Below are 15,012 nucleotides of genomic sequence, written 5' to 3'. Positions count from 1 at the left end.
GGCATTAATAGAGTGTGGTTAAGGTAGCGGTAAATGTCTTTTGTCGCAATGCCATTAAAAAAAGGGCCGGAGTTCTCCGGCCCTTCTTATTACGTTTTAATTACTCTTCAGCGTCATCCGCTGCATCATCATCGCTTTCCGCTTCAGGCGCGATATCCTCGTCACCTTCAGCTGCACTTCCGTCGATGGAGTCGAGCTCTTCATCATCAACCGGTTCAGCAACGCGTTGCAGACCCACAACGTTTTCGTCTTCCGCAGTACGGATAAGGATAACACCCTGGGTATTACGCCCTACCACGCTGATTTCCGACACGCGAGTACGTACCAGCGTACCTGCATCGGTGATCATCATAATCTGGTCGGTATCTTCAACCTGTACTGCGCCAACAACGGAGCCATTACGCTCGGTGACTTTGATGGAGATAACACCCTGCGTGCCACGAGACTTGGTTGGGTATTCGCTTTCCGCTGTACGCTTACCGTAACCGTTCTGCGTGACGGTCAGGATTGCCCCTTCACCGCGTGGAACGATCAGGGAAACAACGGAGTCTTCACCTGCCAGTTTGATCCCGCGAACACCGGTCGCCGTACGACCCATCGCGCGAACTGCGTTCTCTTTAAAACGCACCACTTTACCGGCAGCAGAGAACAGCATAACTTCGTCATTACCGGACGTCAGATCAACGCCAATCAGTTCGTCGCCTTCGTTCAGGTTGACGGCGATAATACCGGCAGAACGCGGACGGCTGAATTCGGTCAATGCCGTTTTCTTCACGGTACCGCTGGCGGTTGCCATGAAGACGTTGACGCCCTCTTCGTACTCGCGTACCGGCAGAATTGCGGTGATACGTTCGTTAGCTTCCAGCGGCAGCAGGTTAACGATTGGACGTCCACGCGCACCACGGCTCGCTTCCGGCAGTTGATAAACCTTCATCCAGTACAGACGACCACGGCTGGAGAAGCAGAGGATCGTGTCATGGGTGTTGGCCACCAGCAGGCGGTCGATAAAGTCTTCTTCTTTAATGCGTGCTGCAGATTTGCCTTTACCGCCACGACGCTGCGCTTCGTAATCGGTTAACGGCTGATATTTCACGTAGCCCTGATGAGACAAGGTCACGACAACATCTTCCTGGTTAATCAGATCTTCGATGTTGATGTCAGCGCTGTTCGCGGTAATTTCGGTCCGACGCGCGTCGCCGAACTGTTCACGAATCAGCTCCATCTCTTCACGGATAACTTCCATCAGACGATCTGCGCTGCCCAGAATGTGCAGCAGTTCAGCGATCTGTTCCAGCAGCTCTTTGTATTCGTCGAGCAGTTTTTCGTGCTCAAGGCCGGTCAGTTTCTGCAAACGCAGATCCAGAATAGCCTGAGCCTGCTGTTCAGTCAGGTAGTACTGACCGTCACGCACGCCAAATTCCGGCTCCAGCCACTCAGGGCGCGCGGCGTCATCACCAGCACGTTCCAGCATGGCGGAAACGTTGCCCAGTTCCCACGAACGCGCAACCAACGCGGCTTTCGCTTCTGCCGGGGTCGGTGCACGGCGGATCAGTTCGATGATCGGATCGATGTTCGCCAGCGCAATCGCCAGCGCTTCAAGGATGTGCGCACGGTCGCGGGCTTTACGCAGTTCAAAGATAGTACGACGAGTTACGACTTCACGGCGGTGACGTACGAACGCGGCAATAATATCTTTCAGGTTCATGATCTTCGGCTGGCCATGGTGCAATGCAACCATGTTGATACCGAAGGAAACCTGCAATTGGGTCTGGGAGTAAAGGTTGTTCAGAACCACTTCCCCGACCGCATCGCGTTTCACTTCAATCACGATGCGCATACCGTCTTTGTCAGACTCGTCACGCAGCGCGCTGATGCCTTCTACGCGTTTGTCTTTTACCAGTTCGGCGATTTTCTCAATCAGGCGCGCTTTGTTTACCTGATACGGAATTTCGTGGACGATGATGGTTTCACGACCCGTTTTGGCATCCGCTTCGACTTCCGCGCGTGCGCGAATGTACACTTTGCCACGGCCGGTACGGTAGGCTTCTTCGATACCACGACGACCGTTGATGATCGCTGCAGTCGGGAAGTCCGGACCCGGAATATGTTCCATCAGCCCTTCAATGCTGATGTCTTCATCGTCAATATATGCCAGACAGCCGTTGATCACTTCAGTCAGGTTGTGCGGCGGAATGTTGGTCGCCATACCTACCGCGATACCGGACGAACCGTTCACCAGCAGGTTAGGAATTTTGGTCGGCATGACGTCAGGAATTTGTTCGGTGCCGTCGTAGTTATCGACGAAATCAACCGTTTCTTTTTCCAGGTCAGCCATCAGCTCATGGGCGATTTTCGACATACGGATTTCCGTATAACGCATCGCCGCTGCGGAGTCGCCATCGACAGAACCAAAGTTACCCTGACCATCTACCAGCATGTAACGCAAGGAGAATGGCTGCGCCATACGAACAATGGTGTCGTAAACGGCGATATCACCATGAGGGTGATATTTACCGATTACGTCACCAACGACACGGGCAGATTTTTTATAGGCTTTATTCCAGTCGTTGCCCAATACGTTCATGGCGTAAAGTACGCGACGGTGAACCGGCTTCAGGCCATCTCGGACGTCTGGCAGCGCACGGCCAACAATGACCGACATCGCATAATCCAGATAGGAGCTCTTCAGCTCTTCCTCAATGTTGACCGGTGTAATTTCTCTCGCAAGGTCGCTCATCTAACCGCTATCCCTCTACTGTATCCCGGATTCAAAGGTCGCAAATTATAACACATACGTGAAGATTCAGGTAAATGGATTCCCCCTGACAGAGGCTTTATTCATCCCGTCAGGCTGATATACTCATTTGCATCGCAAATTTAGGAGTAGAAGCCCCAATGAATGCCGAAAAACCCCCGGTTACTCACAACGTTGACCATGAAGAAATTGCCAAGTTTGAAGCAGTCGCGTCACGCTGGTGGGATCTTGAGGGTGAATTTAAGCCACTGCACCGTATTAACCCGCTGCGTCTGGGCTACATTACTGAGCGCTCAGGTGGCCTGTTTGGTAAAAAGGTTCTCGACGTCGGCTGCGGCGGCGGCATTCTGGCGGAAAGCATGGCGCGCGAAGGCGCAACCGTCACCGGGCTGGACATGGGCTTTGAACCGTTACAAGTCGCAAAACTGCATGCGCTGGAGAGCGGCATCCAGGTGGAGTACGTACAAGAAACTGTCGAAGAACATGCGGATAAGCATGCGCATCAGTATGACGTTGTGACCTGCATGGAAATGCTGGAGCACGTACCAGATCCGCAGTCGGTGGTCAGGGCCTGCGCCAGACTGGTTAAACCGGGCGGCGAAGTCTTTTTTTCCACGCTTAACCGCAACGGCAAATCCTGGCTGATGGCGGTGGTCGGAGCGGAATATATTCTGCGGATGGTGCCGAAAGGTACGCATGATGTGAAAAAATTTATTAAGCCCGCTGAACTGTTAGAGTGGGTTGATCAGACCGTGCTGAAAGAGCGACATATGACCGGCCTGCACTACAACCCCATCACCAACACCTTCAAACTCGGTCCGGGCGTTGATGTGAACTATATGGTGCATACCACCGCCAAAAGCGAATAAACCAGCGCTCATGGCCTTATGACACTGGATTGTAGGCCGGATAAAGCGCGCCAGCGCCGCCATCCGGCACGACTCCGGGCTTTAACGCCTGATGGCGCTTCGCTTACCAGGCCTACGTTATTACGCATCGCCTACCAATCCTGAGTAGTACCGGCACAGCAATTTTTGCGCCAGATCATAAGAACTTTCCTTACCTTAGATGAAGAAATCAGCACTCGATCAAAATTTCTATTTTTTTTCTCAATTATTGACATCCCCGCCAGGCCTTATAAGACGCGCACTTAGCGATTCTCACCCTTTTGCAACCTCAATTTAACCTCAAAATCAACTCTTGTGCTGAAAAGAATCCCTACTAGAATACTCACCATATAGCGTCTATTTTATCAAACAACCCCTACATATAGTATTTATCCACAGACTTAGTCACAACATGACTCTGTGGATAATATGGGGGATATTTTTTCTTTCACGGACAGGTAAAAAACCACATGAATCAGAGTCTGCTGGTGACAAAGCGTGATGGTAGTACAGAGCGCATCAATCTCGACAAAATCCACCGAGTTCTGGATTGGGCGGCAGAAGGACTGAATAACGTATCGATCTCTCAGGTCGAGCTGCGCTCCCACATTCAGTTTTATGACGGTATCAAGACCTCCGATATCCATGAAACAATCATCAAAGCTGCCGCCGACCTGATCTCCCGCGAAGCGCCGGATTATCAGTATCTGGCCGCCCGTCTGGCGATTTTCCATCTGCGCAAAAAAGCCTACGGCGAGTTTGAACCGCCAAAACTGTTTGACCATGTCGTGAAAATGGTTGAAATGGGCAAATACGACAATCATCTGCTGGAAGACTACACGGAAGAAGAGTTCAAGCAGATGGACTCGTTCATCGTACACGATCGTGATATGACCTTCTCCTACGCTGCGGTGAAGCAGTTAGAAGGCAAATATCTGGTGCAAAACCGTGTTACCGGTGAAATCTATGAAAGCGCACAGTTCCTCTACATTTTGGTAGCAGCCTGCCTGTTTTCTAACTATCCGCGTGAAACACGTCTGCAATATGTAAAACGTTTCTACGACGCCGTTTCTACGTTCAAAATCTCGCTGCCGACGCCGATTATGTCCGGCGTGCGTACCCCAACGCGTCAGTTCAGCTCCTGCGTACTGATCGAGTGCGGCGACAGCCTTGACTCCATCAACGCAACCTCCAGCGCGATTGTGAAATACGTTTCTCAGCGTGCCGGTATCGGCATTAACGCCGGTCGCATCCGTGCGCTGGGTAGCCCGATTCGCGGCGGTGAAGCGTTCCACACTGGCTGTATTCCGTTCTACAAGCATTTCCAGACTGCGGTGAAATCCTGCTCTCAGGGTGGCGTACGCGGCGGTGCAGCCACGCTGTTCTACCCAATGTGGCACCTGGAAGTTGAAAGCCTGCTGGTCCTGAAAAACAACCGTGGCGTCGAAGGCAACCGCGTTCGTCACATGGACTACGGCGTACAGATCAACAAACTGATGTACACCCGTTTGCTGAAAGGCGGCGACATCACCCTCTTTAGCCCGTCCGACGTCCCGGGTCTGTATGACGCGTTCTTCGCCGATCAGGATGAGTTCGAACGTCTGTACACCCAATATGAAAACGACGACAGCATCCGCAAACAGCGCGTGAAAGCGGTTGAGCTGTTCTCACTGATGATGCAGGAACGTGCCTCTACTGGTCGTATCTATATTCAGAACGTTGACCACTGCAACACCCATAGCCCGTTTGATCCGGTTGTCGCGCCGGTACGCCAGTCCAACCTGTGCCTGGAAATCGCCCTGCCGACCAAACCGCTGACCGACGTTAACGATGAAAACGGCGAAATTGCGCTGTGTACGCTGTCCGCATTTAACCTGGGCGCTATCGAAAGTCTGGACGAACTGGAAGAACTGGCCGTACTGGCGGTACGTGCGTTGGATGCGTTGCTCGATTACCAGGATTATCCGATTCCGGCCGCCAAACGCGGTGCGATGGGGCGTCGTACGCTGGGTATTGGCGTTATCAACTATGCCTACTGGCTGGCGAAAAACGGTAAACGCTACTCTGACGGCAGCGCCAATAACCTGACTCACAAAACCTTTGAAGCGATTCAGTATTACCTGCTGAAAGCGTCTAACGAGCTGGCGAAAGAGCAAGGCGCATGCCCGTGGTTTAACGAAACCACCTATGCGAAAGGCATTCTGCCGATCGATACCTATAAAAAAGACCTGGATGCTATCGTCAGCGAATCCCTGCATTACGACTGGGAAAGCCTGCGCGAATCAATTAAAACTCACGGTCTGCGTAACTCCACGCTCTCCGCTCTGATGCCGTCCGAGACCTCTTCGCAGATCTCCAACGCCACCAACGGTATTGAACCACCACGCGGTTACGTGAGCATCAAAGCATCGAAAGATGGAATTCTGCGTCAGGTCGTGCCGGACTACGAACACCTGCACGACGCATACGAACTGCTGTGGGAAATGCCGAACAACGACGGCTATCTGCAGCTGGTAGGTATCATGCAGAAATTTATTGATCAGTCGATTTCTGCCAACACCAACTACGATCCGTCGCGCTTCCCGTCCGGAAAAGTACCGATGCAGCAGTTGCTGAAAGACCTGCTCACCGCCTACAAATTTGGTGTCAAAACGCTGTATTATCAGAACACCCGTGACGGTGCGGAAGACTCTCAGGACGATCTGGTACCGTCCATTCAGGACGATGGCTGCGAAAGCGGCGCATGTAAGATTTAATCTTTTGCCGGGTGGCGTAGCGCTTACCCGGCCTACAAATTAATTCGCGGTATTGTAGGCCGGATAAGCAAAGCGCATCCGGCAGTACATTCCAGACAGGATTCTCATCAATGGCATACACCACTTTTTCACAGACGAAAAATGATCAGCTTCTGGAACCGATGTTCTTCGGCCAGCCGGTGAACGTCGCCCGCTACGATCAGCAAAAATATGACATCTTTGAAAAACTGATCGAAAAGCAGCTCTCTTTCTTCTGGCGTCCGGAAGAGGTCGATGTTTCTCGCGATCGTATCGATTTCCAGGCATTGCCGGAACATGAAAAACATATCTTCATCAGCAACCTGAAGTATCAGACGCTGCTGGACTCCATTCAGGGACGTAGTCCAAACGTCGCGCTGCTGCCGTTAATCTCGATCCCTGAACTGGAAACCTGGGTGGAAACGTGGGCGTTTTCTGAAACAATCCATTCCCGCTCCTACACCCATATTATTCGCAATATCGTTAACGATCCGGCGGTGGTGTTTGACGATATCGTCACTAATGAGCAAATCCAGAAACGCGCAGAAGGTATTTCCAGCTACTACGACGAATTGATCGAGATGACCAGCTACTGGCATTTGCTCGGTGAAGGTACGCATACCGTTAATGGCAAAACGGTTGTCGTAAACCTGCGTGAGCTGAAGAAGAAGCTGTATCTGTGCCTGATGAGCGTCAACGCGCTGGAAGCGATCCGCTTTTATGTCAGCTTCGCCTGCTCCTTCGCATTCGCCGAACGTGAACTAATGGAAGGCAACGCGAAAATTATTCGTCTGATCGCCCGCGACGAAGCCCTGCATCTGACCGGTACTCAGCATATGCTGAACCTTCTGCGCAGCGGTGTAGACGATCCGGAGATGGCGGAAATTGCCGAAGAGTGCAAACAAGAATGCTACGACCTGTTCGTACAGGCCGCGCTGCAGGAAAAAGAGTGGGCGGACTATCTGTTCCGTGACGGCTCAATGATTGGCCTGAACAAAGACATTCTGTGCCAGTACGTTGAGTACATCACCAACATCCGTATGCAGGCTGTCGGACTCGATCTGCCATTCCAGACACGCTCTAACCCGATCCCTTGGATCAATACCTGGCTGGTGTCTGACAACGTCCAGGTCGCACCGCAGGAAGTGGAAGTCAGCTCTTACCTGGTCGGTCAGATCGATTCGGAAGTTGATACCGACGACCTGAGTAACTTCCAGCTCTGATGGGCCGCGTGACTTTGCGCATCTCTGGCACACAACTGCTGTGCCAGGATGAACATCCTTCCCTACTTGCCGCACTCGAGTCGCACGATGTTGAAGTCGAATATCAGTGTCGTGAAGGCTACTGCGGCTCCTGCCGTACCCGCCTGGTGGCGGGACAGGTTGACTGGATTGCAGAACCTCTGGCCTTCATTCAACCGGGTGAAATATTGCCCTGCTGTTGCCGGGCAAAAGGCGATATTGAAATAGAGCTGTAACGCAAGGCGGGATAAAAATTGTTACTGGTAAAAGAGCCGCCGATGAACGGCAGCCCTTTATTTCTCCTGCAGGCATGTAGGAAAACGTTAACAGCAGACGGCCTTATCTAGCAGTTAATCACGTTTCGTCCAATAAGGCCTGTGACCGGAGGTGCATCACAGGCCTTATGCCATTACTCTTTATTCAGGAATTTCACTGCTTTGTCGGGGAAGTCGGTGAACAGCCCGTCAACACCCGCTTTGTTATAAAGAATGTCATACAGCTGGTTTACGTCAGTGGTGTAATCCGGCAGTTGATCGGCGCGAACGGTATAAGGATGCACCACCATCTTATTCTGATGTGCGTCCTGCACCATGCCAGTTAACGAGATATTGCCCTTCTTCGACTTCTCATCAATCAGCATGTGGTAGTCCGGCCCAATGCCGTCCGCATACTGCGCAACCTGCTTCATGGCACCCGGTTTAAACATCCAGTCGTAGTTGTAATTAACCCAACTGCCGTCTGGCTTTTTCTCCTGAGTTTCATTCCAGTCTGTATATGCAATCAACTGTACCAGATTGAGATCCATCCCCATCTTCGGTTCCAGTTCATTCTTAATGCGCTTTAACTCTGCGACATCAAAACACTGCAGATAGACCTTGTCGTTCTTGTCGGTGTACCCGTACTTTTTCAGTACTTCCAGCGTCTTAGCCGCAATGTCCTTCCCTTCCTGATGATGGAACCACGGCGCTTTCATTTCCGGGTAAATGCCGATGTTTTTACCGGTTGAATGATTTAATCCCTGAACGAACTCAATTTCTTCTTCGAAAGTGTGCACACGGAAATCAGATTTACCCATCGGGAAACGCCCCGGGTAGGTCTGGACCTTTTTGCCATTTTCGATATCAAAGCCTTCAGTAAACTTCAGCGACTTGATCTCATCCAGCGTAAAGTCGATAGCGTAGTAACGCCCATCTTTACGCGCGCGATCCGGGAAACGCTCGGCAACATCGGTGACGCGGTCAAGATAGTGGTCATGCAGGACGACCAGATGGTCGTCCTTAGTCATCACCAAATCCTGTTCCAGGTAATCCGCTCCCTGAGCATAGGCCATCGCTTTCGCAGGTAACGTATGCTCCGGTAGATAACCGCTGGCGCCACGGTGCGCAATCACGACTTTATCTGCGGCAACCGCCGCGCTGCTCACAACCATACCTGCCAGCATCAGCGCCACGCTGAGACTTTTCAATGTGGTTTTCATCTATTAGCCCCCGTTACGCTTGAGCTGGATCTCTTCGTGATGGCGTTTTTCGCCAATCATGACGACTACCAGCAGAATAACCGCCAGCACACTACCGCCAATCATCACCATAAAGCCGCCGTCCCAACCGAAGAAGTCAACGGTGTAGCCGACAATGGCGCTCGCAGCCACAGAACCGCCGAGATAACCGAACAGACCAGTAAAGCCAGCCGCCGTACCTGCCGCTTTTTTCGGTGCCAGTTCCAGCGCATGCAGACCAATCAACATGACCGGGCCGTAGATCAGGAAGCCGATGATAATCATACAAGCCATATCTACGTTCGGGTTGCCTGCCGGGTTCATCCAGTAAACGATGGTCGCAATCGTCACCAGCGTCATAAAGAACACGCCGGTCGCGCCACGGTTTCCACGGAAGACTTTATCCGACATCCAGCCACACAGCAGCGTGCCCGGAATACCCGCATATTCATACAGGAAGTAGGCCCAGGATGATTTATCCAGTGCAAAATGCTTCACTTCTTTCAGGTAAGTCGGCGACCAGTCCAGGATGCCGTAGCGCAGCAGATAAACAAACACGTTAGCGATAGCGATGTACCACAACAGTTTGTTCGGCAGTACGTACTGCATGAAGATCTGCTTCGCAGTAAGCTCTTCTTCCGCTTTCTCGTTGTAATCGTCCGGATAATCGTTCTTGTACTCTTCGATTGGCGGCAGACCACAGGACTGCGGCGTATCACGCATCAAAGCAAAAGCAAACAGCGCGACAACGATCGCACCGAAAGCAGGCATGTACAGCGCCGCTTTCCAGTCATTGAACCAGGCCATACCCAGCAGGAATAACAGAGGAGGCAGACCGCCACCCACGTTATGCGCACAGTTCCAAACGGAAACGATGCCGCCACGCTCTTTCTGCGACCACCAGTGCACCATGGTACGACCACACGGCGGCCATCCCATCCCCTGGAACCATCCGCAGAGGAACAGCAGCACAAACATAATCGCAATGCTCGATGTCGCCCACGGTACAAAGCCCATAAACAACATCACTGCCGCAGCCAGTATCAGACCCGCTGGCAGGAAAACGCGCGGATTCGAGCGATCCGAAACGGACCCCATGATGAATTTCGAAAATCCGTAAGCAATGGAGATACCGGACAACGCAAAACCCAGATCGCCACGCGAGAACCCCTGCTCAACCAGATACGGCATCGCAAGGGCAAAGTTCTTACGTACCAGATAGTACGCGGCATAACCAAAGAAAATCCCCAGAAAAATCTGCCAACGTAATCGACGATATGTCGGGTCGATCTCCGCTGCAGGTAAACGCGCCGTGTGTGACGCTGGTTTAAAAATGCTCAACATAGTGTAGCCTCCGTGGCCGTCTTTCATTCGAAGTAAACACTGCAGTTCGTCATTACTACCCTACCGCTCCCAGTGTGGCCGCGATGTTAAGGAAAGATACATAACAAAAATGTGAAACGCAGCACATATTGTTACAGATTTATGACAAATGTTCATAAAGGCGCACGAAATCACGTTTCATTTTCGAATAATGAGCGATTATGCGCGAAATCAAACAATCCATGTTTTTTATGTGGCTAAATGATAAAAAACGAACTGTGAGGAAAAACAATGAAAACTCGCGACTCGCAAACAAGTGACGTGATTATCATTGGTGGAGGAGCAACAGGTGCAGGGATCGCACGCGATTGTGCGCTGCGCGGGTTGCGCGTCATCTTAGTGGAACGCCACGATATCGCCACAGGTGCGACCGGGCGCAACAATGGCCTGCTGCACAGCGGTGCACGCTACGCCGTCACCGATGCTGAATCTGCCCGTGAGTGCATCAGCGAAAACCAAATTCTGAAACGTATCGCCCGCCATTGCGTTGAGCCAACGGACGGTCTGTTTATTACCCTGCCGGAGGATGAGCTCTCCTTTCAGGCGACCTTTATTCGCGCCTGTGAAGAAGCAGGGATTCGCGCAGAAGCGATTGACCCTCAGCAGGCACGTATTATCGAACCTTCCGTGAATCCACAGCTGATTGGTGCGGTAAAAGTGCCTGACGGCACGGTTGATCCTTTCCGCTTAACCGCCGCCAACATGCTGGATGCGCGTGAGCATGGCGCGGTTATCTTAACGGCGCATGAAGTGACAGGGCTGATTCGCGAAGGCGCGACGGTTTGCGGCGTTAATGTGCGCAATCATCTGACGGGCGAAATGCAGTCCCTGCATGCACCGGTTGTCGTTAACGCCGCCGGGATCTGGGGTCAACACATTGCGGAATATGCCGATCTGAGCATCCGTATGTTCCCGGCCAAAGGTTCGTTGCTGATTATGGATCATCGCATTAACCAACATGTCATCAACCGCTGCCGTAAACCGTCTGACGCCGATATTCTGGTGCCAGGCGATACCATCTCATTGATCGGTACCACCTCGCAGCACATTGATTACGATGATATCGACAGCAACCGCGTCACCGCAGAAGAAGTCGACATTCTGCTGCGTGAAGGCGAGAAACTGGCGCCGATTATGGCGAAAACACGCATTTTACGCGCCTACTCCGGCGTGCGTCCGCTGGTGGCCAGCGACGACGATCCCACCGGTCGTAACGTCAGCCGTGGGATTGTACTGTTCGATCACGCAGAGCGTGACGGACTGGAAGGGTTTATCACCATTACCGGCGGCAAACTGATGACTTACCGCCTGATGGCGGAATGGGCTACCGATGCTGTTTGCCGTAAGCTGGGCAATACCCAGCCTTGCACAACCGCAGACACCGCGTTGCCTGGCTCACAGGAATCTACCGAGCATACGCTTAAACGCGTTATTTCGTTACCTGCGCCGCTACGCGGTTCGGCAGTCTATCGCCATGGGGATCGTACCCCAGCGTGGCTGAGCGAAGGCCGTCAACATCGCAGCCTGGTCTGTGAATGCGAAGCGGTCACCGCAGGCGAAGTGCAATACGCCGTCGAGAATCTAACCGTCAACAGTCTGCTCGATTTACGTCGCCGTACCCGCGTCGGAATGGGGACCTGCCAGGGCGAATTGTGTGCCTGTCGCGCTGCAGGTTTGCTGCAACGTTTTAATGTCACTACCGCGGCACAATCCATTACTCAGCTTTCCGACTTCCTCAACGAACGCTGGAAAGGTGTGCAGCCTATCGCCTGGGGAGATGCACTGCGCGAAAGCGAATTCACTCGCTGGGTTTATCAAGGGTTGTGTGGTCTGGAAAAGGAGCACCAGGATGAAATTTGATACCGTCATTATCGGCGGCGGCCTCGCTGGACTGCTATGCGGCCTGCAACTGCAAAAAAGCGGACTGCGCTGCACGATTGTTACCCGCGGCCAAAGCGCCCTGCATTTTTCCTCCGGCTCACTGGATTTGCTCAGCAGCTTACCCGATGGTCAACCAGTGACGGATATAGAAGCGGGTTTGAATGCGCTGCACACTCAGGCACCCGCACATCCGTATAGCACCATCGGAACGCAGAACGTTTTGGAACTGGCCCAGCAGGCGCAAAATTTACTGGAAGAATGCGGAACGCATTTGCAAGGCAACGTGCATCAGGCACATCAACGTGTTACCCCGCTGGGCACCCTGCGCTCAACCTGGTTAAGTTCCCCGGAAGTGCCGGTCTGGCCGCTATCCGCGCAGCGTATATGTGTTGTAGGGATTAGCGGGTTACTGGATTTTCAGGCGCATCTCGCCGCGGCGTCATTACGCCAACGTAATCTCAGCGTCGAGACGGCAGAAATCGAACTGCCGGAACTGGATGTCCTGCGTGATAACCCAACCGAGTTTCGCGCCGTCAATATTGCGCGCCTGCTGGATAACGAAGATAAATGGTCGCTGCTCTATGACGCATTGCTGCCAATGGCAAAAGCCTGCGACATGATAATCATGCCGGCCTGCTTTGGTCTGGCAGATGAGCGGCTCTGGCAGTGGCTTAACGAGCGCCTCCCCTGCTCGCTGACACTGTTACCGACCCTACCTCCTTCGGTACTGGGCATGCGTTTACACAACAAATTGCAGCGCCAGTTTGTGCGCCAGGGCGGTGTGTGGATGCCGGGTGATGAAGTGAAGAAAATCACCTGTCAGGACGGCGTAGTCAGTGAAATCTGGACCCGTAACCATGCCGATATCCCGTTGCGTCCACGCTTCGCCGTACTCGCCAGCGGCAGCTTTTTCAGCAGCGGTCTGGTCGCCACGCGCGAGGCCATCCACGAACCGATCCTCGGACTGGATGTACAGCAAACCGCCACCCGCGCCGAGTGGTATCAACGCGACGTCTTCGATCCGCAACCGTGGCAAAAGTTTGGCGTCACAACCGACGCTACGCTGCGCCCGTCACTGGCGGGTAAAACGGTAGAAAATATGTATGCCATCGGTTCTGTTCTCGGTGGTTTCGACCCTATTGCCGAGGGTTGCGGAGGCGGCGTATGCGCAGTCAGCGCCTTACACGCCGCACATGACATTGCGAAACGTGCAGGAGGACAGCAATGAGCGACACACGTTTTGAAAGTTGTATCAAATGCACGGTGTGCACCACCGCCTGCCCGGTAAGCCGCGTCAACCCTAGCTACCCGGGCCCTAAGCAGGCCGGCCCGGACGGTGAGCGTCTGCGCCTGAAAGATGGCGCGCTATATGACGATGCGCTGAAATACTGCATCAACTGTAAACGCTGCGAAGTGGCCTGTCCGTCAGACGTGAAAATCGGCGATATCATCCAGCGCGCGCGCGCCAAATACGACACGACGCGCCCATCGCTGCGTAACTTCGTCTTAAGCCATACCGATTTAATGGGTAGCGTTTCCACCCCCTTTGCCCCAATAGTGAATACCGCCACCTCACTAAAACCGGTACGTCAGTTGCTGGATTACGCGCTAAAAATCGATCATCGCCGTACGCTGCCGAAGTACTCCTTTGGCACCTTCCGCCGCTGGTATCGCAGCATTGCCGCACAGCAGGCGCAGTATCAGGATCAGGTCGCCTTTTTCCACGGCTGTTTTGTGAATTACAACCATCCCCAGCTTGGCAAAGACCTGATCAAGGTGTTGAATGCGATGGGAACCGGCGTGCAACTGCTGAGTAAAGAGAAATGCTGTGGCGTGCCGCTGATTGCTAACGGATTTACAGATAAAGCGCGTAAGCAGGCGGTCAGCAACGTGGCCTCACTCCGGGAAGCGATTGATGGCAAAGGCATTCCGGTGATCGCCACCTCATCAACCTGTACCTTTGCGCTACGTGATGAATATCCGGAAGTGCTGGATGTCGACAACTCAGGCCTGCGAGAACACATTGAACTGGCAACCCGCTGGCTGTGGCGCAAGCTGGATGAAGGTAAAACGCTGCCGCTGAAAACGCTGCCACTGAAAGTGGTCTATCACACGCCATGTCATATGGAGAAAATGGGCTGGACGCTTTACACGCTGGAGCTACTGCGACAAATTCCGGGGCTGGAGCTGACAGTGCTGGATTCTCAGTGTTGTGGGATTGCCGGGACTTACGGCTTTAAAAAGGAAAACTATCCGACTTCACAGTCTATTGGCGCACCGTTATTCCGCCAAATTGAAGAAAGCGGCGCTGATATCGTCGTCACCGACTGCGAAACCTGTAAATGGCAGATTGAGATGTCTACCAGTAAGCGTTGCGAACATCCCATCACCCTGCTTGCCAAAGCGTTGGGTTAAACCTGTTGCCCGGTGGTATTTGCTGCCGGGCATTTTTTGCGTAGCCCATTCCGCTTAATTGAATACGTTGCAATCGGACATATTTTTCTCTGATTCATCCACGCAAAGACCCCATTTCCCGCATGCAGCGCATATTAAAAGTGGATACCGTCACGCCATCTTCTCTATCAGTTACAAGCAC

Annotated in this window: 10 protein-coding genes and 1 pseudogene; 8 read left to right on the top strand and 3 right to left on the bottom strand. The window is 52.8% G+C overall.

Annotated elements, in window-relative coordinates; all coding sequences use genetic code 11:
• Positions 1-100: 100 nt before the first annotated feature.
• The gene (gyrA, locus tag OGX66_RS19500; RefSeq protein WP_044701169.1) at positions 101-2,737 is read right to left on the bottom strand and encodes a DNA topoisomerase (ATP-hydrolyzing) subunit A; all 2,637 of its coding nucleotides are present in this window, start codon (positions 2,735-2,737) and stop codon (positions 101-103) included.
• 158 nt (positions 2,738-2,895) lie between these two features.
• Here gyrA and ubiG point away from each other — a divergent pair, with 158 nt between their 5' ends.
• The 5 genes and pseudogenes from ubiG to OGX66_RS24555 form a co-directional block, all read left to right on the top strand.
• Positions 2,896-3,624 carry a bifunctional 2-polyprenyl-6-hydroxyphenol methylase/3-demethylubiquinol 3-O-methyltransferase UbiG gene (gene ubiG / locus OGX66_RS19495; protein WP_003027601.1) on the top strand — a complete coding sequence of 243 codons (729 nt, stop codon included), beginning with the start codon at positions 2,896-2,898 and terminating at the stop codon, positions 3,622-3,624.
• A 488-nt stretch (positions 3,625-4,112) separates the two neighbouring features.
• Positions 4,113-6,398 carry a class 1a ribonucleoside-diphosphate reductase subunit alpha gene (gene nrdA, locus OGX66_RS19490; protein WP_048215880.1) on the top strand — a complete coding sequence of 762 codons (2,286 nt, stop codon included), beginning with the start codon at positions 4,113-4,115 and terminating at the stop codon, positions 6,396-6,398.
• A 110-nt stretch (positions 6,399-6,508) separates the two neighbouring features.
• Positions 6,509-7,639: a class Ia ribonucleoside-diphosphate reductase subunit beta gene (gene nrdB, locus OGX66_RS19485; RefSeq protein ID WP_003027605.1), complete on the top strand. Its 1,131-nt coding sequence runs from the start codon at positions 6,509-6,511 to the stop codon at positions 7,637-7,639.
• Complete coding sequence (yfaE, locus tag OGX66_RS19480) at positions 7,639-7,893, top strand: ferredoxin-like diferric-tyrosyl radical cofactor maintenance protein YfaE (protein WP_003027609.1); 255 nt, start codon at positions 7,639-7,641, stop codon at positions 7,891-7,893. Before nrdB ends, yfaE begins: the two co-directional genes overlap by 1 nt.
• A gap of 21 nt (positions 7,894-7,914) precedes the next feature.
• A pseudogene (locus OGX66_RS24555) lies at positions 7,915-8,004 on the top strand (hypothetical protein); the annotation flags it as partial.
• A gap of 62 nt (positions 8,005-8,066) precedes the next feature.
• Here OGX66_RS24555 and glpQ read toward each other — a convergent pair.
• Positions 8,067-9,134 (bottom strand): glycerophosphodiester phosphodiesterase, encoded by a 1,068-nt coding sequence (gene glpQ / locus OGX66_RS19475; protein ID WP_003839410.1) that lies wholly within the window; start codon positions 9,132-9,134, stop codon positions 8,067-8,069.
• A 3-nt stretch (positions 9,135-9,137) separates the two neighbouring features.
• Positions 9,138-10,496, bottom strand: a complete 1,359-nt coding sequence (glpT, locus tag OGX66_RS19470) for a glycerol-3-phosphate transporter (RefSeq protein ID WP_003845119.1) — start codon at positions 10,494-10,496, stop codon at positions 9,138-9,140.
• Positions 10,497-10,766: 270 nt separating this feature from the next.
• Between glpT and glpA the strand changes: the two genes are divergently transcribed.
• The 3 genes from glpA to glpC are packed head-to-tail and all read left to right on the top strand — an operon-like array spanning position 10,767 to position 14,831.
• On the top strand, positions 10,767-12,395 hold the full coding sequence (gene glpA, locus OGX66_RS19465; RefSeq protein WP_286512113.1) for an anaerobic glycerol-3-phosphate dehydrogenase subunit A: 1,629 nt from the start codon (positions 10,767-10,769) through the stop codon (positions 12,393-12,395).
• The gene (gene glpB, locus OGX66_RS19460; protein ID WP_044714025.1) at positions 12,385-13,644 is read left to right on the top strand and encodes a glycerol-3-phosphate dehydrogenase subunit GlpB; all 1,260 of its coding nucleotides are present in this window, start codon (positions 12,385-12,387) and stop codon (positions 13,642-13,644) included. Before glpA ends, glpB begins: the two co-directional genes overlap by 11 nt.
• Complete coding sequence (glpC, locus tag OGX66_RS19455) at positions 13,641-14,831, top strand: anaerobic glycerol-3-phosphate dehydrogenase subunit GlpC (RefSeq protein ID WP_003027620.1); 1,191 nt, start codon at positions 13,641-13,643, stop codon at positions 14,829-14,831. The genes glpB and glpC overlap by 4 nt, the downstream gene beginning before the upstream one ends.
• Positions 14,832-15,012: the final 181 nt, after the last annotated feature.

The organism is Citrobacter sp. Cf072 (assembly GCF_030334485.1).
Taxonomy (GTDB): domain Bacteria; phylum Pseudomonadota; class Gammaproteobacteria; order Enterobacterales; family Enterobacteriaceae; genus Citrobacter; species Citrobacter freundii.
This window is presented reverse-complemented; position numbering and strand designations above follow the sequence as displayed.

Coding starts and splice junctions, on each gene's coding strand:
- glpT (WP_003845119.1), bottom strand. CDS start 10,496: ATGTTGAGCATTTTTAAACCAGCGTCACACACGGCGCGTTTACCTGCA.
- yfaE (WP_003027609.1), top strand. CDS start 7,639: ATGGGCCGCGTGACTTTGCGCATCTCTGGCACACAACTGCTGTGCCAG.
- ubiG (WP_003027601.1), top strand. CDS start 2,896: ATGAATGCCGAAAAACCCCCGGTTACTCACAACGTTGACCATGAAGAA.
- glpB (WP_044714025.1), top strand. CDS start 12,385: ATGAAATTTGATACCGTCATTATCGGCGGCGGCCTCGCTGGACTGCTA.
- glpA (WP_286512113.1), top strand. CDS start 10,767: ATGAAAACTCGCGACTCGCAAACAAGTGACGTGATTATCATTGGTGGA.
- nrdA (WP_048215880.1), top strand. CDS start 4,113: ATGAATCAGAGTCTGCTGGTGACAAAGCGTGATGGTAGTACAGAGCGC.
- glpC (WP_003027620.1), top strand. CDS start 13,641: ATGAGCGACACACGTTTTGAAAGTTGTATCAAATGCACGGTGTGCACC.
- glpQ (WP_003839410.1), bottom strand. CDS start 9,134: ATGAAAACCACATTGAAAAGTCTCAGCGTGGCGCTGATGCTGGCAGGT.
- nrdB (WP_003027605.1), top strand. CDS start 6,509: ATGGCATACACCACTTTTTCACAGACGAAAAATGATCAGCTTCTGGAA.
- gyrA (WP_044701169.1), bottom strand. CDS start 2,737: ATGAGCGACCTTGCGAGAGAAATTACACCGGTCAACATTGAGGAAGAG.